Annotated in this window: 23 protein-coding genes; 4 read left to right on the forward strand and 19 right to left on the reverse strand. The window is 59.9% G+C overall.

The annotated features are described in order from the left end of the window. Window positions 1-22: 22 nt before the first annotated feature. Genes mazG through rlmD form a run of 3 tightly spaced genes read right to left on the reverse strand, consistent with a single transcriptional unit; the run spans window position 23 to window position 4,295 of the window. A complete protein-coding gene (gene mazG / locus AC22G1_RS15105; RefSeq protein WP_487314099.1) occupies window positions 23-814 on the reverse strand; it encodes a nucleoside triphosphate pyrophosphohydrolase in 792 nt (263 codons plus the stop codon). After that, window positions 811-2,991 carry a GTP diphosphokinase gene (relA, locus tag AC22G1_RS15110; protein WP_487314100.1) on the reverse strand — a complete coding sequence of 727 codons (2,181 nt, stop codon included), beginning with the start codon at window positions 2,989-2,991 and terminating at the stop codon, window positions 811-813. The genes mazG and relA overlap by 4 nt, the downstream gene beginning before the upstream one ends. After that, window positions 2,991-4,295, reverse strand: a complete 1,305-nt coding sequence (rlmD, locus tag AC22G1_RS15115; protein WP_487314101.1) for a 23S rRNA (uracil(1939)-C(5))-methyltransferase RlmD — start codon at window positions 4,293-4,295, stop codon at window positions 2,991-2,993. Before rlmD ends, relA begins: the two co-directional genes overlap by 1 nt. An 87-nt stretch (window positions 4,296-4,382) precedes the next feature. Here rlmD and barA point away from each other — a divergent pair, with 87 nt between their 5' ends. Beyond that, window positions 4,383-7,076 carry a two-component sensor histidine kinase BarA gene (gene barA, locus AC22G1_RS15120; RefSeq protein ID WP_487314102.1) on the forward strand — a complete coding sequence of 898 codons (2,694 nt, stop codon included), beginning with the start codon at window positions 4,383-4,385 and terminating at the stop codon, window positions 7,074-7,076. Between the two features lie 221 nt (window positions 7,077-7,297). Here barA and AC22G1_RS15125 read toward each other — a convergent pair whose 3' ends face one another. Next, the gene (locus AC22G1_RS15125) at window positions 7,298-8,080 is read right to left on the reverse strand and encodes an ImmA/IrrE family metallo-endopeptidase (protein WP_487314103.1); all 783 of its coding nucleotides are present in this window, start codon (window positions 8,078-8,080) and stop codon (window positions 7,298-7,300) included. A gap of 586 nt (window positions 8,081-8,666) precedes the next feature. Here AC22G1_RS15125 and AC22G1_RS15130 point away from each other — a divergent pair. Then, the gene (locus tag AC22G1_RS15130; protein WP_487314104.1) at window positions 8,667-9,497 is read left to right on the forward strand and encodes an undecaprenyl-diphosphate phosphatase; all 831 of its coding nucleotides are present in this window, start codon (window positions 8,667-8,669) and stop codon (window positions 9,495-9,497) included. Window positions 9,498-9,544: 47 nt separating this feature from the next. Here AC22G1_RS15130 and AC22G1_RS15135 read toward each other — a convergent pair whose 3' ends face one another. From AC22G1_RS15135 to rpoE, 13 genes are all read right to left on the reverse strand, one after another. Next, window positions 9,545-11,635: a phosphatase PAP2 family protein gene (locus AC22G1_RS15135; RefSeq protein ID WP_487314105.1), complete on the reverse strand. Its 2,091-nt coding sequence runs from the start codon at window positions 11,633-11,635 to the stop codon at window positions 9,545-9,547. A gap of 175 nt (window positions 11,636-11,810) precedes the next feature. Then, window positions 11,811-12,176, reverse strand: coding sequence for a holo-ACP synthase (gene acpS / locus AC22G1_RS15140; RefSeq protein WP_123420246.1), 366 nt, complete (start codon window positions 12,174-12,176; stop codon window positions 11,811-11,813). After that, window positions 12,173-12,898: a pyridoxine 5'-phosphate synthase gene (gene pdxJ, locus AC22G1_RS15145; RefSeq protein WP_487314106.1), complete on the reverse strand. Its 726-nt coding sequence runs from the start codon at window positions 12,896-12,898 to the stop codon at window positions 12,173-12,175. Before pdxJ ends, acpS begins: the two co-directional genes overlap by 4 nt. Beyond that, window positions 12,895-13,575, reverse strand: coding sequence for a DNA repair protein RecO (gene recO, locus AC22G1_RS15150; RefSeq protein WP_050660682.1), 681 nt, complete (start codon window positions 13,573-13,575; stop codon window positions 12,895-12,897). The genes pdxJ and recO overlap by 4 nt, the downstream gene beginning before the upstream one ends. Continuing rightward, window positions 13,575-14,468, reverse strand: a complete 894-nt coding sequence (gene era, locus AC22G1_RS15155; RefSeq protein WP_050660683.1) for a GTPase Era — start codon at window positions 14,466-14,468, stop codon at window positions 13,575-13,577. Before era ends, recO begins: the two co-directional genes overlap by 1 nt. After that, a complete protein-coding gene (rnc, locus tag AC22G1_RS15160) occupies window positions 14,461-15,135 on the reverse strand; it encodes a ribonuclease III (protein WP_487314107.1) in 675 nt (224 codons plus the stop codon). The genes era and rnc overlap by 8 nt, the downstream gene beginning before the upstream one ends. Before the next feature lie 44 nt (window positions 15,136-15,179). Beyond that, a complete protein-coding gene (gene lepB, locus AC22G1_RS15165; protein ID WP_487314108.1) occupies window positions 15,180-16,097 on the reverse strand; it encodes a signal peptidase I in 918 nt (305 codons plus the stop codon). A gap of 28 nt (window positions 16,098-16,125) precedes the next feature. Beyond that, a complete protein-coding gene (gene lepB, locus AC22G1_RS15170; RefSeq protein ID WP_487314109.1) occupies window positions 16,126-17,046 on the reverse strand; it encodes a signal peptidase I in 921 nt (306 codons plus the stop codon). Window positions 17,047-17,055: 9 nt separating this feature from the next. Continuing rightward, window positions 17,056-18,846 (reverse strand): translation elongation factor 4, encoded by a 1,791-nt coding sequence (gene lepA / locus AC22G1_RS15175; protein WP_050660687.1) that lies wholly within the window; start codon window positions 18,844-18,846, stop codon window positions 17,056-17,058. Window positions 18,847-18,916: 70 nt separating this feature from the next. Further along, complete coding sequence (locus AC22G1_RS15180; RefSeq protein WP_487314110.1) at window positions 18,917-19,387, reverse strand: SoxR reducing system RseC family protein; 471 nt, start codon at window positions 19,385-19,387, stop codon at window positions 18,917-18,919. Continuing rightward, window positions 19,384-20,418 (reverse strand): MucB/RseB family sigma factor regulatory protein, encoded by a 1,035-nt coding sequence (locus AC22G1_RS15185; protein ID WP_487314111.1) that lies wholly within the window; start codon window positions 20,416-20,418, stop codon window positions 19,384-19,386. Before AC22G1_RS15185 ends, AC22G1_RS15180 begins: the two co-directional genes overlap by 4 nt. Continuing rightward, complete coding sequence (locus tag AC22G1_RS15190) at window positions 20,415-20,996, reverse strand: sigma-E factor negative regulatory protein (protein WP_487314112.1); 582 nt, start codon at window positions 20,994-20,996, stop codon at window positions 20,415-20,417. Before AC22G1_RS15190 ends, AC22G1_RS15185 begins: the two co-directional genes overlap by 4 nt. 11 nt (window positions 20,997-21,007) lie before the next feature. Then, entirely contained in the window at window positions 21,008-21,592 is a 585-nt protein-coding gene (gene rpoE, locus AC22G1_RS15195) for an RNA polymerase sigma factor RpoE (protein WP_123420569.1), read from the reverse strand. A 180-nt stretch (window positions 21,593-21,772) separates the two neighbouring features. Here rpoE and nadB point away from each other — a divergent pair, with 180 nt between their 5' ends. Next, the gene (nadB, locus tag AC22G1_RS15200; protein ID WP_487314113.1) at window positions 21,773-23,374 is read left to right on the forward strand and encodes an L-aspartate oxidase; all 1,602 of its coding nucleotides are present in this window, start codon (window positions 21,773-21,775) and stop codon (window positions 23,372-23,374) included. Here nadB and AC22G1_RS15205 read toward each other — a convergent pair. Beyond that, the gene (locus tag AC22G1_RS15205; protein ID WP_487314114.1) at window positions 23,346-23,702 is read right to left on the reverse strand and encodes a hypothetical protein; all 357 of its coding nucleotides are present in this window, start codon (window positions 23,700-23,702) and stop codon (window positions 23,346-23,348) included. The genes nadB and AC22G1_RS15205 overlap by 29 nt on opposite strands. Continuing rightward, on the reverse strand, window positions 23,677-23,940 hold the full coding sequence (locus tag AC22G1_RS15210) for an FAD assembly factor SdhE (RefSeq protein WP_487314115.1): 264 nt from the start codon (window positions 23,938-23,940) through the stop codon (window positions 23,677-23,679). Before AC22G1_RS15210 ends, AC22G1_RS15205 begins: the two co-directional genes overlap by 26 nt. Window positions 23,941-24,068: 128 nt before the next feature. On the opposite strand from AC22G1_RS15210, the gene ygfZ reads away from it, so the two are divergent. Beyond that, a complete protein-coding gene (gene ygfZ / locus AC22G1_RS15215) occupies window positions 24,069-25,049 on the forward strand; it encodes a tRNA-modifying protein YgfZ (RefSeq protein ID WP_487314116.1) in 981 nt (326 codons plus the stop codon). Window positions 25,050-25,056 lie beyond the last annotated feature (7 nt).

Consider the following 25,056-nt stretch of genomic DNA (forward strand, 5'->3'; position numbering starts at 1 on the left):
AAAGCGCCCTTTTTCTCGGCGGTCAGGCCAGTGGCGGTTCGTCGGCCTTTACCGCCTGCCAGTGCGCCTCAAGGCGCTCAAGGCCCTGCTCGCCCATGGTTTCACCGGCTGCAGCTACCCGCTGCTCTATGGCCCGAAAGCGCCGCTCGAACTTGCCGTTGGCGCGGCGCAGCGCCGCTTCCGGGTCCAGTTTGAGGTGGCGAGCGAGGTTGGTGACGGCAAACAGCAGGTCGCCCAGCTCATCTTCCATGCGGTCGATGTCGCCTTTGGCCACCTCCACTCGCACTTCATCTATCTCTTCATGGATTTTGTCAAACACCGGGGTGAGGTCGTCCCAGTCGAACCCAACCCGGGCCGCCCGCTTTTGCAGTTTGACGGCGCGGCTAAGTGCCGGTAGCGCCTTGGGCACATCGTTGAGCACCGAATCGCCCTGCCCCTTGCCAGCCCGCTCTTCGGCCTTGATGGCCTCCCAGTTGGCCTTGAGCTGCTCACTGTCTGCCACATCCTGCTCGCCAAACACATGGGGGTGGCGGCGCACCAGTTTGTCGCTGATGGCTTTGGCCACCGCGTCAAAATCAAAGGCGCCTTCTTCCTTGCCAAGCTGGGCGTAAAACACCACCTGGAACAATAAATCTCCCAGCTCGTCCCGTATTTGGCCCCGGTCGCCACCATTGATGGCATCGGCCACTTCGTAGGCTTCTTCGAGGGTGTGGGGCACGATGGAGGCAAAGTCCTGGGCCTGGTCCCAGGGGCAACCGCCGTCGGGGTCCCGAAGGCGGCGCATGATGTCGAGCAGGCGTTCTAGCTGGGTCATTTCTGGGTAATACGCTTGGCTTCAAAAACGTCGGGTATCTGGCTGATACGGGCCAGCACCTTGCCGAGGATGTCGAGCTTTTGCAGGCTTACCTGCACCTCGATGGTGGCAACGTTGTTGTTGTAATCGGTGTGGCTGCGCATGGCCTCCACGTTGACCTTCTCGTTGGCGAGGATCACGGTAATGTCGCGCAGCAGGCCGTTGCGGTCCGCCGCCTGGATGCGCAGGGTGGCGCCAAAGCTCTGGCCCGGGGTGTCGCCCCAGTCTACTTCCACCACCCGCTCGCCGTGCTTGCGGGCCAGCTTGAGCAGCTCGTCGCAATCGGTGCGGTGCACCGAAATGCCGCGGCCCTGGGTGATAAAGCCGACGATGTCGTCTCCCGGCACCGGCTGGCAGCAACCGGCGATGTTGGTCAAAAGGTTGCCCACCCCCTGCACCACAAAGGGGCTCTTGCCGGCTTTGCGGTTACCAGAGGACTTTTGGTTGATTATCTCGGCAACCGCTTCGTCGTCGGTGACTTCCCGCTTGAAGTAGTGGCTGTTGAGGAAGTTAACCACCGGATTGAGCTTGATGTCGCCGCCGCCGATGGCCACCAAGAGGTCGTCGAGGTTGAGCATGTTGAACTTCTCAACCGCCACCTGGGCATGGCTCATGTCCAAATCAAGCCGCGCCAGCTCCCGCTCCAACACCTCGCGGCCAGCGGCCAGGTTTTTGTCGCGGTCAAGCTGCTTGAACCAGTGCTGCACCTTGGCCCGGGCCCGGCTGGAGCGCACGTAACCCAGGTGCGGGTTTAGCCAGTCGCGGCTGGGGTTAGGCTCTTTGCCGGTGAGAATTTCTACCTGATCGCCGGTTTGCAGCTGATAGGTAAAGGGCACGATGCGCCCGGAAATTTTGGCGCCGATGCAGCGGTGGCCCACCATGGAGTGGATGTTGTAGGCAAAATCCAGCGGCGTGGCACCGGCGGGCAGGTCCACCACGTCCCCTTTGGGGGTGAACACGTAGACCCGGTCTTCCACCACCTGATGCTTGAGATCTTCGACCAGATCCCCGGCGTCGGCCATTTCTTCCTGCCATTGCAGGATTTTGCGAAGCCAGGCCACCTTGCTTTCAAGGCCGGCATCTTTGCCGCCGGCGCCGCCTTCTTTATAGGCCCAGTGCGCTGCCACCCCCAGTTCGGCCTCGTCGTGCATGGCCTGAGTGCGAATTTGGATTTCCACCGTCTTGCCAACCGGGCCCACTACCACGGTGTGGATGGAGCGATAGCCGTTGGGCTTGGGGTTGGCGACGTAGTCGTCAAACTCTTTGGGAATATGGTGATACTGGGTGTGCACCACGCCGAGGGCGGCGTAGCAGTCTTGCAGGCGCGGCACGATCACCCGCACCGCCCGCACGTCAAACAGCTCGTCAAAGGCGAGATGCTTGCGGCTCATCTTCTTCCAGATGGAATAAATGTGTTTGGGCCGACCGTAAACCTCGCCGTTGATGCCCTCTTCTTTAAGCGCGCCGGTGAGGTTGGCCACAAAATCGCGGATGTAGTCTTCGCGGTCGATACGGCGCTCGTCCAACAGTTTGGCGATGCGCTTGTAGGTATCGGGGTGCAGGTAGCGAAAGGACAAATCCTCCAGCTCCCACTTGAGCTGGCCTATCCCCAGGCGGTTGGCCAGGGGGCCGTAGAGGTTGGCGGCGGCCTTGGCCACCAGCACCCGGGTTTCTTCGTCGGCGTCTTTGACGGCGCGCAGCTCAACGATGGACTCGGCCAGTTTAATGACCACCGCCCGCACGTCGTTGACCATGGACAGCACCATGCGCCGCACTTTATCCACCTGGTTGGACGAGGCCGCGCCCTGGTGCAGGGTGCGGATGGCGTCCATGTCCAGCACCGAGTCCAGCAAGCTGGCAAGGCCGGTGCCGTAGGTGTCTACCACCTGGTCGTGGTTGAGGGTCTTGGCCCGGTAGGGTTGCAGCAACAGAGCGGCCAGCAGGGTGTCACCGTCCATGGCGAGATCGGAGAGGATCTCCACCATTTCCTGGGCGGCGGCGCGCTGGCGGTCGTCGGCCAGCGCCTCACAGGCGAGCCGCAGCCGCGCCATGTCCTGTTCTTTGACGTTCAGCGCCGACAGCCACGTCTGGGTGTCCAGCGCCCCTTGCCCCTGGTGTGTACCACGGATGGATACCATCACCCCTCCCGGATAAAAAGTGCCATCAACTCCACATGGGCGGTCTGACTGAACATGTCCATCAGCCCCAATTGCACAAGCCGGTAGCCCCCTTCGATAAGCAAGGCGGCGTCCCGTTTCCATGTGGAAGGGTTACAGGATACATAGAGCACCCGGCTGGGGCCAGAGCCCGCTGCCAACGCCTGGCAAAGCACCTGGGCGCCGGGGCGGGCCGGGTCTAGCAGCGCGGCGTCAAAACCGCTGGCCAAAAGCGCCTGCACGGCGGCCGGGTCGTCAAGGTTGAGGGTTTGGGAATCGAGGTTATCAAGGCCATTGGCCTCGGCATTGGCCTGGTTGCGGGCGGTCATGGCCGCTACCCCTTCTACCGCCACCACCGCTTTAGCCCTTTTGCAAAGGGGCAGGCTGAAGTTACCCAAGCCGCTGTAGGCGTCCAGCACCCGCTCGGTTTTGGTGGGGGCAAGCCAGGCCATGGCCTGAGCCACCATGGCGGTATTGATGGCGCTGTTCACCTGGATAAAATCTGCCGGGCCCACGCCAAGGGCAAGGCCATCCAATGGATAGCCAAGGCTAACGGGGGCCTCTGGCCAATGCTGGGCGATCGCCTCTTGCTGGGTGTAAAGGACCACGTCTTGGCTTTGTGCCCAGGCAATCAGCTTTTCCAGGTCGCCCTTGGGCAGTTTGCCGGTCAGGCGCCAAAGGGCGGCGGTATGGGGCGGCAGGTGTAAAAGCTCCACGTGCCCGAGCAGCTTGTGGCCCTTTAAGGTGGCCAGCAATTCTTGCAAGGACGGCAGCAGGCGGGCCAGGGCTGGGTCGGCCACCTCGCAATGGCTAATCGGAATGATGTTTTGCGAGCCCACGGCGCGAAGGCCAAGCTGGCCCTGGTGGATAGCCAAGCGCATGGTGCGCCGGTAGCCAAAGGCCGGGCCGGTCAGGGGCGGCTGCCAGGCGCCAACCTCGATGCCGGCGCGGCGCAGCTCGTCTTTTAAAGCCGCTTCCTTGTAGTGGAGCTGGCGCGGCGCCGCCAGGTGCTGCAACTGGCAACCGCCGCAGCGGCCCACGTAATCACAGCGCGGCGCAATACGCTCACTGCTGGTCTCAACACGCCCTTGCAGGCGGCCACTGGCTACCTTACCCTTGGCTGTCAGCCTCGCTGTTACCCGCTCCCCGGGTAGGGCGCCAGGCACAAAGCAGACCAGGCCGTTGCTGCGCCCCACCCCCTGGCCATGCAAATCCAGGCTGGTGATGGTAACTTCTTGAACAACAGACTGTTGTTGACGTTGCTTTGTGCGATAAATCTGTACCATTGTAACCCTTGGGGATTGGCAAAAGGCTGTGCCATTATAGCGGCGAGAATGGATGCTCATCTTTTGTAAAGGACGCTTGTCACCGGCATGACCAGATTCGGCCTACGCGCCTGGGTGTTAATACTGACCCTTGCCCCAACACTGCTGATCGGCACCCTGTTGGGCGGGTATTTTACCCTGCAACGTTATCAAGAGGTACTTGAACACCTCAAAGATAAAGGCATGTCGGTTGCCAACTCCCTGACCATTTCTGCCGAGGCCGGCCTGGTACTGGAAGACCGCGAGCAGCTCAAGCGGCTGGTCAGCGCCATGCACAGGCGCAACACCGAATTCATCAAAAACATCGCCATCTACGACAAGACCGGAACCCCCATGGTGTCGTCGACCTTTCACCGCGATTTCCCGCTGATGAAGTTGCCCCCCGGCCAGCCCATTCCCCAGGAACCCACCTTTGCCTATGTAGAAGGGCGGCTGATGCTGCGGGCCCCCATTGTTGCCGACACCAGCTTTTACGCCAGCTACCGCGACAAGATTGACCCGGCCCACCCGATCCTCGGTTACGTCACCATCCAGCTGAACCAGGACGCCACCAAGCTCGAGCAATACGACGCCCTGTTCCGCACCTTGCTGATCGTCTTTATCGGCATCATGGTGCACCTGCTCTTTACCTGGCGCCTGTTAAAACACGTGACCGACCCCATCTCCAACATGGTAAGCGCGGTGGATCGCATCCGTGAAGGCAAGCTCGACACCCGGGTGCAAGGGGTGCTGATTGGCGAGCTCGATACCCTCAAAAACGGTATCAACGCCATGGCTAAATCCCTGGACGAATACCATGCCGACATGCAGCACAACATCGACCAGGCCACCTACGACCTGCGCATGACCTTGGAGCAGGTGGAAATTCAGAACATCGAACTGGATAAAGCCCGCAAACGCGCCCAGGAAGCCAGCCAGGTGAAATCCGAGTTCCTGGCCAACATGAGCCACGAGCTGCGCACCCCACTCAACGGCGTGCTGGGCTTTGCCCGCCAGTTGATGAAAACCCAGCTTACCCCCAGCCAGACCGACTACCTGCAAACCATCGAGCGGTCGGCCCAGCATCTGCTGGCCATCATCAACGACGTGCTGGACTTCTCCAAGCTCGAGGCCGGCAAGCTGCAACTGGACCACACCCCCTACTCCTTCCACGACGCCCTGTTCGAGGTGGTAGACATGATGGGCGCCAACGCCCGCGAGAAGGGCCTGGAGCTGTGCCTGCACCTGCCCACCGACACCCCCGACGCCCTGGTGGGGGATGCCCTTCGCCTCAAGCAGGTGCTGACCAACCTGATGGGCAACGCCGTGAAATTCACCGCCCAGGGCGGTATTGATGTCACCATCAGCCACAGCTGCACCGACGACAGCGAAGAGTGCGAACTCAAGGTCACGGTGACCGACACCGGGGTCGGCATCGACGCCAAACAGCAGCACCTCTTTAACGCCTTTGCCCAGGCCGACGCCTCCATTACCCGCCGCTTTGGCGGTACCGGCCTAGGCCTGGTGATCTCCAAAACCCTGGTGGCGCAGATGAACGGCCAGATGGGCCTGGAAAGCCAGCTTGGCCACGGCTCCACCTTCTGGTTCTCGCTACCGGTCAAGCGCGCCAACATGGTGTTCCACGATCCGCTGCCCATGAAGCCGCTCAAAGACAAAACCCTGGTGCTGGTGGGCGGCAGCCGCCGTACCCGCCAGATGCTGAGCCTGCTAAACCAAAGCTGGCCCTTCGTGCTGAAAAACACCGACGACCCAACCCTGATGCCCGAAGCCGATTTCGTGCTGATAGACCGCCTCGAGCAAGTCAACCTGGCCGATCTGCTGCGCACCATGGACAAACCCGCCGGCGCCAAGCTGATTGGCCTGTCCAACCACGCCGACCCACGGGTGCGCGAGCAGCTGATGCAACTGGGGCTCGACCAATGCCTGGTTAAACCGCTGACCGCCCCAAGGCTGTACCGCGCTCTGGTGGGCGAGCAGGCCAGCGTCAAACAGCAACCGGCCCTCAGCGCCCCCAGCGCTCTGGCTCCCCTGCCCCCAGGGCGCATCCTGGTGGTGGACGACAACGCCCCCAACCTGAAATTGATGGCGGCACTGCTGGAAGACACCCCCTGCGACGTTCACACCGCCACCAGCGGCATGGCAGCCCTTGAAGCGGTGGAGAAATGGCCCTTTGACGCCATCTTTATGGACATTCAGATGCCCAACATGGACGGCGTTACCGCCATGACCCGCATCCGCGAAAAACTGGGCGACAAATGCCCGCCGGTGATCGCCGTCACCGCCCACGCCATGGCCGGCGAGCGGGAGAAACTGCTGGGCCAGGGCATGGACGACTACCTCACCAAACCCATAGACGAGCGCACCCTGCACGCCTGCCTGCTGCGCTGGCTGAGAAAGAACATCGTACTGGACTGGGAGCTGGCCCTGAGCCAGGCCGGCGGCCGCGAAGCCCTGGCCAAAGACATGATGAAAATGCTCATCGACTCCCTGCCCCAAACCCGCCAGGACTTAGAACACGCCCTTGGCGGCAACGACAGCGAAGCCCTCTACCAAGTGGTGCACAAATTCAACGGCGCCCTCGCCTACACCGGCACCCCGCGCCTGAAAAACCTCGCCCACGAAATCGAAACCCAGCTGAAAAAAGGCGCCACCACCACTGAAGTCGAGCCGGAAGTGTTCGAGCTGATAGATGAGATGGATAAGCTCAATGAAGAAGTGGGGCGGCAAGGGCTGGTAGAGTGATGGGCTGAAGCTCTGAAGTTATAATTACTGCCATAAATACATATTTAGTCGCTTTGTCAAAAGCTCCAAAAAAGTCGAAAGTAAAGCCAATCAGAACCACGATAAAAAGCATTTAAAATCAAAAGTTTGAAAAGCAATATTAAAATAAAAAATAACATGGGTTAGGCAGGAAGGCCGGGCATAAGCTCGGCTTTCCTGCGAGAGTCAATCATTTACCTAGTCTATACGGCAACTAGGTTTAACTCATCTAAGCGGATAGCCATGGCCCCATCTGAAACACCGAATCGGCTAGCCAAAGACATAATAGGCGCTGTGTTAAAGAAGTTACTACTCGCCAGAACTAACGATAATTTACTGGTCGATACCGTTTTATCTCTAAGCCCTAACCTATCCGACGGATCTAATGCGTAGATGTTGCCTGGGTTTAGAGAAAACTGCTCACACGAGAAGGTTTCAGTAAAGACTTTGCGAACTTGTTTGGCGGGCATCAGAAAGCAGGCTGCAAATTTATCGGCTTCTTTTTCCATCCTATTTCCCAATGAGCGGGTCCCGTCCAAGGGGCGATCCCGGTGTAAGCCAGTTCCTTTATGAAGTACTGCGTGCCCTAACTCATGCCCTAGCGTGAAGTTTTGTACCGCCAGTGGGAATTGTCGTGATATACGGACCATCAAATCAGCTTGATCGATAGTACCGGCAACCTCGACTCCATTATGTAAGCCAAGTCCTGTTTCGTATTCCAATTGGAAACCTAACTTTTTGAAAACGTTAGCTGGATTCAAGATAGGCATAACCTCTCTTTCTCCGAAAAGAGTATCTCTCTTTTTCCAAAGCAGGCGCTGTAACTGAGTAGTGATCTCTTCTATTTCCTCAAAACTATACTGAGATTTTTTGTCACCACCTCTCAATGCCTTGATATCGGCACTGTCCAATCTATAAAACTCACTTTCGTCGCCGAGAGAAGCATAGGGGTTACCAGAGCGGCGCCTTTGAGATAAATCATTCATCAGAGACCTCACACATAATCAACACCAAAGTTCAAATTGTAGACAGTAAATAAAAGGGAGACCAAAAATGAAAGCAGCCTGACCAAGTAGAAGGTTAAGTTTAAAAATTCGTTAACCAGGCGAAGCTGACTACCTCAAAGGTAATTCCTAGACTGGCTTACTCCACCGAAGCAAGTTAAGTGGAGTGCTGAGCCGCCAGGAATGGAGAGGCGGCCGAGGCGGAGGGCAAGGCAGGTGAGTACGTGTGGGAACGCGTGTAAACCGTTGTCCCGAGTCACGCCCGCCGGTGCGGGAACCGGCGTTAGAAGGTCACACGCCGTTCTCCAGGGCTGAAAGGCATTGGTGCTAAAGGCCACAAAAGCCGCCCCATCCCCCACACCGCACAAACCTTAAAACAACCTTAATTTTCAGGTGCTTCTTGGTGATATCCCGCTAAATGAACCCTGCCTCACAGGCTGGCGAAAAAGCCCGGCTGTGGCGCTTTGGAGGCAAGGGAACTTTGCTACTATCGGGCGCGACCAATAACCAGGCCAGCCACTGGCCATGACAACAAGGGCAGTCGCCCAAACCACAGAAGGAAGTACCGATGGAGTTGTGGGTTGCCGTTCAGGCGATAATTTTGGGGGTGGTCGAGGGGATCACCGAGTTTTTGCCCATCTCCAGTACCGGCCATCAGATCATCGTTGCCGACTTGCTTGATTTCACAGGCGAGCGGGCCATGGCCTTTAACATCATCATCCAGTTGGGGGCCATTCTGGCGGTGGTGTGGGAGTACCGTAAAACCATCGCCACCGTGGTGGTGGGTTTGCCAAACCGGGCCCCGGCCCAGCGCTTTACCGCCAACCTGCTGGTGGCCTTTTTCCCGGCGGTGATCCTGGGGCTGGCCTTTGCCGACGACATTCACAAGTACCTGTTCAACCCCATTACCGTGGCCACCGCCCTGGTGATTGGCGGCGTTATCATGCTGTGGGCCGAGAAGCGCCAGCACACCATCACCGCCCAGAGCGTTGACGACATGACCTGGCAGCAGGCCCTGAAAGTGGGCTGCGCCCAGTGCCTGGCGCTTATTCCCGGCACCTCCCGCTCCGGCTCCACCATCATCGGCGGCCTGCTGTTTGGGCTATCCCGTACCGCCGCTACCGAGTTCTCGTTCTTCCTGGCCATTCCCACCATGCTGGGAGCCGCTGTGTACTCGGGCTACAAGTATCGCCACCTGTTCCAGATGAGTGATATCCCGGTGTTTGCCCTGGGCCTGCTGTTCTCCTTTATCTTCGCCATGGTGGCGGTCAAAGCGCTGCTGAAATTCGTGGCCTCCCACAGCTACACCGTCTTTGCCTGGTACCGCATCGGCTTTGGGCTGCTGATCTTGCTGACCTGGCAGTTCCACTGGATAGACTGGAGCAATGCCAAGCCTTAAACGCAAAAAAGCCGCTCGATGAGCGGCTTTTTTATTGGCCCGAGGGCTTATTGCACTGTGGCGATAACAGCAGTGTCGGTGTAGCTCAGGGCCACTTTCACGGCGCCGGCGCTGACACTGGCGAACTCACCGGCCAGCTTGCCAGCACTGATGAGGGTGAACTGGGTGCCTGCAGCGGGCTGGCTGCTGAAGTTAAGCACCAGTTGGCCGCCGCTGATATAAGCGGTGCCGGTGGTTTGCAACTGGGCGGCGTCGTCGTCCATGTCGATGGTGAGGGTGCCGTCGTCCTGGGTGAAGTTGGCTACCGTCACCGCGCCGGTGGCGTTAACCAGCACATTACCGGCACTGAGGTACAGGTCGCCGGCGCCAAAGGCGCTGGGAGACTGGGCTTCCAGGCTACCTGCCTTGACCAGGGTGCCGCCGCTGTAGCTGTTGGCGCCAGTCAGGGTCAGGGTACCGGTGCCTTCCTTGGTGAGCAGGCCGGTGCCGCTAATGTCGTTGCGCCACCAGTCGTGGCTGCTAAAGCCGCCGTCCGCTGCGTCCATGTCCACAGTCACGTCGCCATTAAAAGCGCCGTAGCCGTCGCTTGCCATCACAAGATCCAGGCGGCCCCAGCCGTTGGACTCATCGAGGATGGGGTAGCCGGAGTCAACTTCGGTAGTGGCCAGCACGGCGCGGCGCTGCTCGGCGCTGAGGTAGGGCTGGCGGCTCGCCAGCAGCAGCTCGGCGCCCTGGGGCACGACCGCAGCGGCGCCAGCGGTGCCGGTTTGGGTAAAGCCGTAGGTCAGGCGCGCTCGGTACAGCGCCTTCATGGCGGCGTGGTCGCTGTAGCGGTTGTTGTTAAAGACGCTGGTGTTAACGGCGCTGCCATCAACCAGGCTGCCAGGGTTGGCAACGGTGGTGTGGGCGTAGGCATAGAGGCTCATGTCGGCGCTATCGGCCATGGCGCCAAAGTAAGACTGGGCCTTGGTGTAGGCCGCCTGGGCGTCGTTTTGAATGGTGCTTTGGCCAAGGGCGTAAGCAGCCACCGCCAGGGCGTGGATACGGCCGCCAATCACGTCTACCGGCGAGTGCATACCGGCCAGGATACGGTTTTCACCCAGCTGCGAGCCACGGGTCAGCATCTCGGCGTAGCGCTGCGGCAAGGCATAGGCATAAGCCATGGCCGCCAGGTAGCCGGCATTGGTATGGCCTGAAGGGTAGGCGCCATCTTTGCGGCGATTTTCCTGGTCGTCGGCGATGATGCTGCTCTCGTGGTGGCGGCGCGCACATACCAGGCCCGGCACCACTTTCACGCTGCTGGTGTAGCTGTCGAAGATCCAGCTGTTGTCGGCACTGCTGTCGGCATCGACGCAGCTGTAGTTGGCCGAGCCCAGGTAATCCACTTGCCCGTCATCGTCCATGCGCCAGGGGCGCGGGGTGGAGAACAGGTACTTGGAGGCGCTGGTAGAAGCTGGCGCGGCTTGGCGGAAGTCGTAAACCAGCTGGTAGATGGCGCCAAGCTCGCTGTCGCTGCTGCCGGCATATTGGATTCCGTCGTTGTTGGCGGCGCTGTAATGGGCGTTACTGAGCACGTCAGACAGCGCCGGGGCATGGATATCGGTATAGGCGCCGGCACCGGCCACGTAGGCTTCGGTGAGGGGGCCGTAGCCGTCAATCACGCTGTAGTTCTTGCTGCGCTGATCATCGAGGAAGGCCTCGACGGATTGGTCCTGGCTGCGGTTAGCGGTGACCTTGACCACGTACTGGATGTTTTCCTTCCACACCGTGGCGTTGACTATCTGCTGGCCGTCGAAGTTATCAGGGCCATTGCCGTTGGCATTTTGCTGCCAGCCAGCAAAACCGGCGGTCCAGATGTTGTTGATGCCCTTAAGCAGGTTGGCGATGGGGTTTTGGTCGATGTTGTAACGCAGCGCCGAGTCGGCATTGTTGGCGGCGTTCTCGGCCGACGGCAGCGGGTAGTCCACCGCCGGTAGCGGTACGCTCAGCTCGCTGCCAAGGCCGGTGGGGATGGCCGGCTTGGTTATCTCAACGCTGGGGGTATCGTCATGGCTGTCATTACAGCCGGGCAGTACCAGGGTCAGGGCGGCCAACACGGCCAGGGACAAGGCGGAACGTTGCAATGGGTTGGGGTACATGGCTGGGGGTCCTTTTATAAAAAGTCCCAGCACCCTAAGCACTCTTTATGAAAGCTCAGTGACTGTTTTGTTAACCCTTGATTAGGAAGGGTAAATTAACTTGGTATATGAAATTTTTTATACCAAATGATGAAAATACCCGGCAAATCAATAAAAAACCCGGCCAGTGCCGGGTTCAACCTTCGAGGATAACGGTGGCCATGGCCAGGGCCTTTTCGTCTGACAAGGCCAGGTGGCAATGGCGCACCCCCATGGCGTCGGCCAGGGCTTTGGCCTGGCCGCTTAGGCGCAAGATGGGCTTGCCGGCGGCATCGTTACTGACTTCAAAATCCTGAAAGCTCACCCCGGCGGCAATGCCGGTGCCAAGGGCCTTGGCCGCCGCTTCCTTGGCGGCCCAGCGCTTGGCTATAAAAGACAGCGGCTTGCCCCGCGCTTCAAACTGGGCCTGCTCGGCAGCGGTAAGCAGCCGTTTGGCAAAGCGCTCACTGGCGCGCTCGAAGCGGCCAATTTGCACCACGTCGTTACCCAGGCCGAGGATCACCTGGCGGCCACCATCAGCGCTTTCATGTCCCGCACGGCTTTGTCCAGGCCGTCAAACAGCGCCCTGGCGACAATGGCATGGCCAATGTTGAGCTCATAGATTTGCGGCATGGCGGCGATGGGCTGCACGTTGTGGTAATGCAGGCCATGGCCGGCGTTAACGGTGATGCCAAGGCTGTCGGCCAGCTCTACGCCGCGGCGGATGCGCTCCAGCTCCTTGGCCTGCTCGCTGCCCTGGCTCTCGGCGTAGTGGCCGGTGTGAATTTCAATAAAAGGCGCCCGGCACTTGGCCGCCGCTTCTATCTGGCGCGGATCGCAGTCGATAAACAGCGACACCAAAATGCCCGCCTCTGCCATGCGCTGGCATGCGGCGTTAACCCGCTCGAACTGGCCGACGACATCCAGGCCGCCCTCGGTGGTGAGCTCTTGGCGCTTTTCCGGCACCAGGCACACAAAAGCGGGTTTGACCTGCTCGGCAATGGCCAGCATCTCGTCAGTGACCGCCATCTCCAGGTTCATACGGGTCTGGATGGTGTCTTTGAGGAGAAACACGTCGCGGTCTTTAATGTGGCGGCGGTCTTCGCGCAGGTGGATGGTAATGCCGTCGGCCCCGGCCCGTTCGGCCACAAAGGCGGCTTCCACCGGATCCGGGTACTGGCTGCCACGGGCGTTACGCACGGTGGCGATATGGTCGATGTTCACACCAAGATGGATTGGGCTCATTGGACTCCTCCTGCGAGTCGAAAAAGCTCCCTGCTTTTTAGCGGTTTGTCCCCCAGATGCGGGGCCAGCAGGGCACGGCAAAAGTGTTTGGCGATGCGCCGGGTGTCCTCATCCTGCCAAAGGTCCTGAGCCATGGCCAGCAGCGCCTGGCCAGGGTATGGGCCTTTCACATCGCTCACCAGGCCCTCTTCGGGCAGCAGTTGGTAACGCCCTTGGGGATTGAGGGGCTGGCCCTGGGTGTCGCGCCACAAATCAACACCATAACCCAGGCGATGACACAGGCTCAGCTCAAAGCGGCGCAGCACCGGCTCCACATCTGCGCTACTCAGCGCCAGCAGGGTTTGCTGGTAGAGGCGAAACAGGCCATCGGTCTCAACACCACGGGGCACCAGGCGAATAAGCAGTTCGTTGACATAAAAGCCCGCGTACAGGGCATTGCCGGTGAGGGGGTGGGCGGTTTTAACGTCAATGCTGCGGGCGTTTTTCAGATCGCCCTGCCCAGCCAGGGTCAACTCGAGCAGCACAAAGGGCTGCATGGCAGCCCTTTTATGACTCTTCTTGGCTGCCATGCCCCGTACCACGGCGCCGACCCTGCTGTCGTCTTCAAGCAAGAGCTCAGCAAGGGCGGCGTCGTCCAGGTACGGACGGCGGTGCAGCACATAGGCCCCCTGGGCCATTAGTCGTCCCCGTAACCCAGGGAACGCAGGGCCCGCTCGTCGTCGGCCCAGCCAGATTTCACCTTCACCCACAGCTCAAGGTGCACCGGGTAGTTAAAGAGGCGCTGCATGTCTTGTCGGGCGTCGGTGCCGATGCGCTTGAGCTTGTCGCCCTTGGCGCCGATCACCATGCGCTTTTGCCCTTCCCGCTCCACGAGAATAAGGCCATTGATATGAAAGCGGCCTTCTTCTTCCTTGAACTGCTCAATCTCAACCGTCACCGAGTAAGGCACTTCGTCGCCGAGGTTACGCATCAGTTTTTCACGGATGATCTCGGCGGCCATAAAGCGGCTGGAACGGTCGGTAATGTGGTCGTCGGGGAAGATGTGCTCGCACTCGGGAATGCGCTTTTCCACCTCGGCCCGCAGGGCTTCTACCTGGGTGCCCTTCTCGGCGCTGATCGGCACGATGGCGGCAAAATCAAACTGCTCGGACAGCCATTTAAGGTGCGGGAACAAGTCGTTCTTGTTCTTGACGTTATCGACCTTGTTAACCGCCAGAATAACCGGCTTTTTCTCGGCTTTGAGCTTTTCAAGCACCATCTGGTCGTCGTCTTCCCAGTGGCTGCCTTCCACCACGAACACCACCACTTCCACGTCGCCCAGGGAGCTGGCGGCGGCGCGGTTCATCAGGCGGTTGATGGCCTTTTTCTCGTCCTTATGCAGGCCGGGGGTGTCAACGTAGATCACCTGCAGGTCATCCTGGGTGTCGATACCCAGGATGCGGTGGCGGGTGGTCTGGGCCTTTTTGGAGGTGATGGATACCTTCTGGCCCAAAAGCTGGTTCAAAAGGGTTGATTTACCCACATTGGGGCGGCCGACAATGGCCACAAAACCACAGCGTTGCTCAGTCATTTAATTGCTCCAGGGCTTGCTCGGCGGCGGCCTGCTCTGCCTTGCGGCGGCTGGAGCCTACGCCCATAAAGGGGTTGTCGATACCGTCCACCAGGCAGGACACGGTGAAGGTCTGCTGGTGGGCTTCCCCTTCCACTTTCTCCACCTGATAGTGTGGCAGAGGCAGGCGCTTGCCCTGCAGGTATTCCTGCAGCCGGGTTTTGGGGTCTTTCTGGGCGACGCCGGGCTGAATGGCCTCAAGGCGGCTGTCGTACCAGCTAAGGATAAGGTCACGAATGGTGGGTAAGTCTGAGTCCAGGTAAATGGCGCCAATCAGGGCTTCGACGCCGTCGGCCAGGATGGACTCGCGGCGAAAGCCGCCGGATTTCAGCTCGCCCGGCCCCAGGCGCAGAAAATCGCCCAGCTGGAACTCGCTGCCGAACTCGGCCAGGGTTTTGCCTTTGACCAGGGTGGCGCGCATCCGCGACATATCCCCTTCGTTGGCCGCCGGGAACCGGTGATAGAGGGCGTCGGCAATGACGAAGCTCAAAATGGAGTCGCCCAGGTATTCCAGGCGCTCGTTGTGCTGGGAGCCGGCACTGCGGTGCGTCAACGCCTGGCGAACCCGCTTTTCGTCATTGAAGCGGTAGCCCAGGCGGCGATACAAAGTCTCTAAAGAATGGGTCATCTCTCTTCCAATAAAGAGGGCGGAGTGTCCGCCCTGCTGAATCGTTATTTTATGGGACCGATGCGTCCGAATCTAACCCCGGTTGGAACCCAGCTTGGTAGCCAGCTGTCCGGACCGCGGTCCATGTTAAAGCTCATCCAGATAAATACCGCTTTGCCCACCAGGTTTTCTTCCGGCACGAAGCCCCAGAAACGCGAGTCGGCGCTGTTGTCGCGGTTATCACCCATGGCGAAATAATGCCCGGCCGGCACCAGCCACTGGCCGCTCTGCTGCCCCGGCTGGCGATAGTACTCGCCTACCCTGTCGGGTAGATCCGGCGCCTGCAAAATATGGTGCTTTACCTCGCCCAGGGTCTCAAGGCGGTTGTCCAGCGGGTAGTTGCCGATAAAAAAGGCGCCAAGGCCTTCATCAACGCTGGCTACTTCGGCAAGGGCCGGGCAAGGCTGCTGGCCCTTGCAGGCCGGCTGCACATAAAGGTGCTTGTTGCGGTAGACAATTTTGTCTCCCGGCAGCCCCACCACCCTTTTAATCAGGTCGATTTTCGGGTCGCGCGGGTCCTTAAACACAAACACATCGCCCCGTTTGGGCTCGCCGGTGGCAATCACCTTCTTGGCAAAAACCGGGTCTTTAAGGCCGTAGGCAAACTTCTGTACCAGCACAAAGTCGCCCACCAGCAAGGTGGGCATCATGGAGCCGGAGGGAATTTGAAACGGCTCAAACAAAAACGAGCGCAGTATCATCACCGCCGCGATCACCGGGAATACCCCGGCGCTGTTCTCTACCCAACCGGGCTGGGCCAGTAGTTTGTCACGCTCCGGCCCCTCCAGGGTGCCACCGGCTGCCGCTTCGGCATCGGCCAGTTGGCTGCGCCGCTTCGGGGCCCAGCGGTAGCGGTCCAGGGCCCAGACCAGGCCGGTGGCCAGGGTCAACATCACCAGCAGGATAGAGAAATACTGTGCCATCCGTATGCGCCTTCTCGGTCAGGGCCTGTTAGTGAATGGGGCCCAGGCGGCCAAAGCGCACGCCGGTGGGAACCCAACTTGGCAGCCAGCTGTCGGGGCTGCGGTCCATGTCAAAGCTCATCCAGATAAAGACCGCTTTACCCACCAGATTCTGCTCCGGCACAAAGCCCCAGAAGCGCGAATCGCGGCTGTTGTCACGGTTATCGCCCATGGCGAAATACTCGCCTTGCGGCACTATCCATTCGTCAGGGCGGGTGCCGGGCTGCTCGAAGTACTCGCCAACCCGGTCAGGAAAGGCGTAGTTGAGCAGGATATCGTGCTGCACAGTCCCTAAGGTTTCGGTGCGCCTATCCAGCGGGAAGTTGCCGAGATAAAACTCGCCCTTGCCCTTGTCGACACTGGTCACTTCGCTCAGGCCAGGGCATTCCTTAACGCCCTCGGCGCAAGCCGGCTGGATATACAAATGCTTGTTGCGATAGATGATTTTATCCCCCGGCAAGCCCACTACCCGCTTGATGTAATCCACCTTGGGATCTTCGGGGTATTTGAAGACGATGATATCGCCGCGCTTGGGTTTGCCGGTGGGGATGATGGTCTTGGCAAAGACCGGGTCCTTGATGCCGTAGGCAAATTTTTCCACCAGGATAAAGTCGCCCACCAGCAGGGTGGGCATCATGGAACCGGACGGAATTTGAAAGGGTTCAAACAGGAACGAGCGCAGTACCAGCACCGCCGCAATCACCGGGAAGGCGCCGCGGCAACTCTCTACCCAACTGGGATGGGCCAGCATCTTCTCACGGCTGTCCTGATCCAGTTCGCCACCGGCGGCCTGTTCGGCTCGGGCCAGGGCGGCCCGGCGTTTGGGCGCCCACAGCAGTTTGTCCAGCAACCAGACCAGGCCGGTGCCCAGGGTGATGAGCACCAATAAAATGGAGAAGTACTGCGCCATGAATTGTCCTTATTTACCCACTTTCAAGATGGCGAGGAAGGCCTCCTGGGGCACTTCAACGTTCCCCAGCTGCTTCATCCGCTTTTTACCTTCTTTCTGTTTCTGAAGGAGTTTTTTCTTACGGGAGACGTCACCACCATAACATTTGGCGGTTACGTCCTTACGCAGCGCCTTAACGGTACTACGGGCAATGATGTGGTTGCCGATAGCGGCCTGGATGGCGATATCGAACATCTGGCGAGGGATAAGCTCTTTCATCTTCTCCACCAGTTCGCGGCCACGGTATTGGGCGTTGTCCTTGTGGGTGATGATGGCCAGGGCGTCAACCCGGTCGCCGTTGATCATCACGTCCAGGCGCACCATGTCGGCCACCTGGAAACGTTTGAAGTTGTAGTCCAGGGAGGCGTAGCCACGGCTGGTGGACTTGAGGCGGTCAAAGAAGTCCAGCACCACTTCGGCCATGGGCAGCTCGTAAGTCAGCGCCACCTGGTTGCCGTGGTAAACCATGTTGGTCTGCATGCCACGCTTTTCGATACACAGGGTAATCACGTTACCCAGGTACTCTTGGGGCACCAGGATGTGGGCCTCAACGATGGGCTCGCCAATCTCCTCGATATTCTGGATGGGCGGCAGCGCCGAGGGGTTGTCCACCTGCACCGTTTCACCGTCGGTCTTTTTGACCTCGTAAATTACGGTAGGGGCAGTGGTGATAAGGTCGAGATCGTATTCGCGCTCCAGGCGCTCTTGGATGATCTCCATGTGCAGCATGCCCAAAAAGCCCAGGCGAAAGCCAAAGCCAAGGGCGGTGGAGGTTTCCGGCTCGTAAAAGAGCGACGCGTCGTTCAAGGACAATTTGCCCAGGGCGTCACGGAAAGACTCGTAGTCGTCAGAGCTGATGGGGAACAGGCCCGCGTAAACCTGGGGTTTGACCTTTTTAAAGCCCGGCAGCGGTTTGTCGGCGCCGTTACGGGCCAAAGTCAGGGTGTCACCTACGGGGGCGCCGTGGATGTCTTTGATGCCGCACACTACCCAGCCCACCTCGCCGCATTTAAGGCCGTCGGTGTCTTTTTGTTTGGGGGTGAAGATACCGATGCGGTCCACATCCCAGTTCTGGCCGGTGCTCATCACCTTGATTTTCTCGCCTTTTTTCAGCGAGCCGTGCTTGATGCGCACCAAGGACACCACCCCAAGGTAGGGGTCGAACCAGGAGTCGATGATAAGGGCTTGCAGCGGCGCGTCCGGGTCGCCGACCGGGGCGGGAATGGCCTGGACAATACGCTCCAGCACGTCTTCAACGCCGATACCGGTTTTGGCCGAGCAGCGCACTGCGTCGATGGCTTCGATACCAACGATGTCTTCAATCTCGGTGGCCACCCGCTCAGGGTCGGCCTGGGGCAGGTCAATCTTATTGAGAACCGGCACCACTTCCAGGTTTTGCTCCAGGGCGGTGTAGCAGTTGGCCAGGGTCTGGGCCTCTACGCCCTGGCCGGCGTCTACCACCAGCAGCGCCCCTTCACAGGCCGCCAGGGAGCGGGAGACTTCATAGGAGAAGTCCACGTGACCGGGGGTGTCGATAAAGTTGAGCTGGTAGGTTTCGCCGTCTTTGGCGTTGTAGTTGAGGGTAACGCTCTGGGCCTTGATGGTAATGCCGCGCTCGCGTTCCAGATCCATGGAGTCCAGCACCTGCTGCTGCATTTCGCGGTCGGTCAGGCCACCACAAACCTGGATCAGGCGGTCGGACAGGGTAGATTTGCCATGGTCAATGTGGGCAATAATGGAGAAGTTACGAATATGCTTCATGAGGCTAGGATGGGTCCACGTCAATGCTGGGTCGCAAATGCGGGGATTTTACGCTAAACCGCCAGGCAAATCACCCGCCCGTCACCGCAAGTTCCATTCTGTCTCTTTCGCGGCTCAGCACCTTGATAAGCTTGGGCTCTGCCACCAGTCGCCCGGCCAGATAACCGGCCCAGCGAAAACCGCCGTAGCCGCCGCCCACCAAGGCCGGCAACACCCACAACTCGGACAACGCCAAGCTGGTGGTTAACTGGCTGGCCAGCACCGCCGCCACAATAAGGCACAGCAGCGGCAGCAGATACAGAATCAGGGTGCCGCGCACCAAGCTTTGCTCGGTAATGCCTACCCGCACAAAATCCCCTACCGCCACGGCTTGGTCGCAGTGCATGTCCAGCACGTCAAGGCGGCGGTTAACGGCTTTGGAAAGCTGCCCCGAGCCACATTGCTCGTTGCTGGAGCAGCTGTCGCAACTGGACTGGCGGCGAAACTGGACCCGGATCAACCGGCCCTTCACCGCCACCACTTCTACGTCACGCTCCATCATGGCTGGCCACCGGTCAGGCTGACCTGGCGCGCCACCCGCTCAAGGGCTGCGGTAGGCACAGTGCCAACGGCCATCACCTCGGTGCCGCCGTGGTTGATGCCCACCAGGTTGAAAAAGCCGTTCTGGTGGATGGTCAGCTCCTGGCGCGGGGCGCTGGGGTTGATGTACACGGCAATCTCGGCCAAGCCATCGGAATAGAGCCAGTAATCGACCCCTTCGCCCAGCAAGGCCAGGCGATGGTAGTTGGCGGTAACCGGGTGAAAGCCCGGCGGCAGCCAGTTGACCTTGCCAAGGGCCTGGGGCGAGCCTTGACTGGGCAGGGCGCTGGGGGCAGGGAACTGGGCCTTGGCTACCCGCTGGATATGGTCGGACGGGGCGTCCAGTTTATCCATGTCCACCACCATCAGCTGCTCGATCACCTCGGCATTCTGGGCCACACGGTCTACCCGCAGCGGCAGGTGGTTGTCTCTGTCTATCCAGATCCAAAAGCCGTGGCGGTAGTTGTCCTTGGGCACGATGCGCAGCAACTGGGCCGGATGCCCCGCTACCCGCGACACCCCTGCCAACACAAGGTTGTAGTGGTTAACAAGGTCGGCCGGCGCGGTCAAAAGCGCGTCGGGGATAGGGCCACGGATGCTGTCGGCCTTGTAGGAAAAAGGCGCATGGTCCATGTCCAGCAAGGTGACCACGTCGCCCTTCCTGACCACTTCCCGCGGCGGCCCGTTAAGGAACACCAGGTGCTCGATTTGTTCGCCGTCAATCACCCCATGCTCATAACGGAACGGCTGTACTCGCCCTTCCTGGACCTTGACCAAGGACAACACGTAGTCGTCATTGGTCAGGGCGTGGGACAAGGCATCGAGCCATTGCAGCGCCTGGGCCTGATTTTGTTCGGCATCTTGAGACGAAGGATTGTGCTGGGGCAGCGCCTGGGCGCTTTCAGTTTGGGGCTGGATACCGGGGGTTACCCCCTGGTTGGCCGGCACAGTGGTCGCAGTGACCGCTGCCAGCACCAGCCAGGGGAACATCATTGCGGATTCGCCTCGCTATCCTCGGTCACTTTTTCATCGTCCTGCAACCGCAGTTGCTGGGCGTGGTCCTGCAGATAGGCGTTAACGCGGCGTTGCTGCTCGGCCTGAATAAGACGCCCTTGCTCGCCGTTCGGCGGGCCAGCTTCCAGGCTCACCGGCGCGGCAGTACCGATAGCCGGCAGGGTAGACAAAACTGGGTTGCTGACCGGTTGCGGCACGTCGCTCTTGGCGCCGTACTGCTGAACACCGATCACCGCCACCAGGGCAACGGAGGCCGCTACCGCCATCTGGGCCACCGGGCGCCAGAAGCCTTGCAGGCCACGGGGCTTGGCTTTGGTTTCAGTCGCCTTGGGGGCCAGCAGCGCCGGTTCCTCGTCCAATGCGGCAGCGACCCGGTCCGTGATGTCAAAGGACATCTGAGCCGGCAGTTCACCGCGCAGGGCATCACCGATCAGGTGATAGCGCTGCCAGCGATCGGCCGCCTCTGGGTCTGATTTGATTTCTTCCAGCCAGGTGGCATCCAGCGGATGCTGGTTGTCCACCAGGGCAGAGAAGAGTTCGTCACGATGCTGTGCCATAGTTTTTACCCTTAACGCCTGAGCAAAGGTTGCAGCCGTTTGTCGATAGCTTCGCGGGCCCTGAAGATCCGCGATCGTACTGTCCCTACGGGACAATCCATCACGACAGCTATCTCCTCGTAACTGAGCCCTTCCATCTCCCGCAAAGTGATGGCTGATCGCAAATCGTCCGGCAGGGACTCAATGGTTTCAAACACCACTTTCTTGATTTCTTCCGACAGCAGCATGCGCTCTGGGCTGTCGACTTCACGCAGCGCATCGGCGCCGTCATAAAATTCTGCTTCGTCCGCGTCTACATCATTGGCCGGCGGACGGCGGCCCTGTGCCACAAGATAGTTCTTGGCACTGTTCACGGCGATGCGATAAAGCCAGGTATAAAAGGCACTCTCGCCGCGAAAATTAGGGAGTGCCCGGTACGCCTTGATAAAGGCTTCCTGCACCACATCAGGCACGTCCCCCTGATTTTTCACATACCGGCCCACCAAATTGGCCAGCCGGTGCTGATACTTGGCAACCAGCAGATTAAACGCCTGTTTGTCGCCTCGCTGGACGCGCTCAACCAACGCCAGGTCGTTATCTACGGTCTGCTCATTCATCCGAGCCGATTCTCCCAACATGTTCTTCTCATTTCTGCGTTGTGACTCGGTACAAGCGCCAACTCTATGACGCGGCGGTTAAGGGGAAGTTCAATGCATTCGTAACTTTTTGACTCTCCCTCGGATTTGGAGGGATACTGCGCCGCATCCAGTCACTTGCCCCGCCCGCCATCATACTGTATGCAAGCAGACACTGACCATCTCTGTGACGTCCTCGTTGTCGGCAGCGGCGCTGCCGGCCTGACCTTGGCCCTGAAACTGGCCGACACCGCCCAGGTGTTGGTGCTGGCCAAAGGTCCCCTCAAAGAGGGCTCCACCTTTTATGCCCAAGGCGGCATTGCCGCCGTCTTTGACGAAACCGACACCGTTGAGTCCCACGTGGAAGACACCATGGTGGCCGGTGGCGGCATCTGCGAAGAAGACGCGGTGCGCTTTACCGCCAGCCACGCCAAGGAAGCCCTGGAATGGCTGATTTCCCTTGGGGTGCCCTTCGACCGCGAAGAAGACGACGACTCGCGCTTTCACCTGACCCGCGAAGGCGGCCACAGCCACCGGCGCATTCTCCATGCCGCCGACGCCACCGGCCGCGCCGTGCAGTTGACCCTGGTGGAGCAGGTGCGCAATCACCCCAACATTCGCCTGCTCGAAGCCCATAACGCCGTGGATTTGCTCACCGGCCGCAAATTCGGCCTCGATACCGACCGCTGCTTCGGCGCCTATGTGTGGAACCGCAACAAGATGCGGGTGGAGACCATCCGTGCCAAGGCGGTGGTGCTGGCGACCGGCGGCGCCTCCAAAGTTTACCAGTACACCTCCAACCCCGACATCGCCTCGGGCGATGGTATTGCCATGGCCTGGCGGGCCGGCTGTAGGGTAGCCAACCTCGAATTCAACCAGTTCCACCCCACTTGCCTGTACCACCCCCAGGCCCGGAATTTTTTGGTCACCGAAGCCCTGCGCGGTGAAGGCGCGGTGCTGCGCCGCCCCGACGGCAGCCGCTTTATGGACAAGTACCACGAGATGGGGGAGCTGGCACCACGGGACGTGGTAGCCCGGGCCATCGACCATGAAATGAAGAAGCTGGGCGCCGATTGCGTGTACCTGGATATCTCCCACAAGGACAGCGACTTCATCATCAAGCACTTCCCAACCATCCATGAAAAGCTCAAAGGCCTTGGCATCGACATCACCACCAGCCCCATTCCGGTGGTGCCGGCCGCGCACTACACCTGTGGCGGCGTGGTGACCGACATGCAGGGCCAGACCGATGTGCCCGGCCTCTACGCCATAGGGGAAGTGGCCTACACCGGCCTGCACGGCGCCAACCGCATGGCCTCGAACTCCCTGCTCGAATGCCTGGTGTTCGGCACCGCCGCCGCCGAGAAGATAAACACCGAGCTTGGCCAACTGCAAAGCCTGCCCATGGCCCCGGCCTGGGACGAGTCCAAGGTTATCGACTCGGACGAAGAAGTGGTGATCGCCCACAACTGGCACGAGCTGCGCCTGTTCATGTGGGACTACGTAGGGATAGTGCGCACCAACAAACGCCTGGAGCGGGCCATGCACCGCATCGAGCTGTTAAAGCAGGAAATTCACGACTACTACGCCAACTTCAGGGTCTCCAACAACCTGTTGGAGCTGCGTAACCTGGTGCAGGTGGCCGAGCTTATCGTGCGCTGCGCCATGGCAAGAAAAGAGTCGCGCGGCCTGCATTACAACCTCGATTACCCCGGCCAGCTGGAGAACGCCGGCCCTACGGTGCTGAGCCCAGGCAGCGTTTGAGCCGGCGCCAGTCGGCCTCGCCAAGCTCTGGCCGATAAACCCAGTACCACGTTGAGCCCGCCTGGAACATCACCAGCAGCGGGCTTTTCATTACCCGGCGGACAACCACCGGCTGGCCATCAAGGCGCACCATGCCGGCCTCATTTAGCCACAACAGCGCCGGGGCGGCCGGCAAGGTCACTAAGTAAAGGAGCGGTAACAGCAGCAATGCTTGCCAGCCAAGCCAGCAAAGAGCGGGGAAAATCAGCAGCAACGGCGCCCGCTTGAGCCAGGGGCGCCAGCGCCATGAACGCAGGTGGAGGTTATGGCTTGATACGGGCGTGGACACGGTCGAGGATGAGCTGCACCATGGCGGCCAGCTCCGGGTCAGGGCATTGCTGGTGGCCCATCACCCAGGCAAAAAGATCCGGGTCGTCCTGGGTCAGTAGGCGCTCGAAAGTGACCTTGTCCTTGTCGCTCAGCTCGTCATAGGCTTCGTCGACAAAGGGCTCAAACAGCACGTCCAGCTCCAGCATGCCGCGGCGGCAAGCCCATTTGAGGCGTGACTTGTTCTTGTTATCGGTCATGTTGCGCAATACTCCGGCAAATTTTGTTGGCCAAGTTTACCTGCTTTTGGCGCCGCTATCAGCCTGCACTTCAATTGTGGCCGCCCCTTGGTGGTATGATGGCGCCACTTATTCTGAGGAGGTGATTGATGTCATCCTGGCAAAGCATCCTTGGCACCTTGCCACAAAGCCCCCTGCCCCTGAACCAGCCCACCTTGGCGCTGATGCCCCTGACCGAGCTGGGCCTGGTGCGCCTGGCAGGCGTTGAGGCGCAAAAATTCCTGCAAGGTCAGGTCACCACCGATCTGACTGTTTTACCTAAAAGCCAAGCCAGCCTCGCCGCCCAGTGCGACCCCAAAGGCAAGATGCAGGGGCTCTTTACCCTGCTATGGCAGCAAGACGACATCCTGCTTATCCAGGCCCGCGACGCCATCGCCAGCCAACTGCCCGGCATGGCCAAATTTGCGGTGTTTAACAAAGTTACCCTGAGCGATGCCAGCGACGAGCTGCTGATGCTAGGGGTGAGTGGCAGCAGCGCCAGCGATGCCTTGCAAGCCGCTGGCTTGCCGCTGCCCGCCGCGCCCCTTGAGGTGAGCCCGGTAGAAGGCGGCTTTGTGCTGAACAAAGGCGCGTCTCGCTACCTGGTGGCCCTGCCCGTTGAGGCCATGAAGGCCCTGGTTGGCAAGCTGCCCGATGCCTGGTTTGAACCTTCGGCCTGGCAAGGACTGGAGGTACTGGCCGGTCAGCCCTGGCTGCCCGCAGCCTTGCAGGGCGAGTACATTCCTCAGCAACTGAACCTTGATAACCTCGGCGGTATCAGCTTTGAAAAAGGCTGCTACATCGGCCAGGAAGTGGTAGCGCGGATGCATTTTCGCGGCGGCAACAAACGCGCCCTTTGGCAACTGGCCGGCAGCGCCGACCAAGCCCCCAAGGCCGGAGACGAGCTGGAGCTCAAACTCGGTGAAAACTACCGCCGTGGCGGTGTGGTGGTAGCGGCTTATCGCTTTGCCGAAGGCGAGCTTCGGGTACTGGCAGTGGCCAGCAATGATTTGGAGCCCGACAGCGCATTTCGCCTCAAAGACACCCCCGAAAGCACCCTCGCCCTGGTCGCCGAGGGCAACAAGCTGTAAGCAACTG

Source organism: Gallaecimonas zhanjiangensis, from assembly GCF_057624825.1.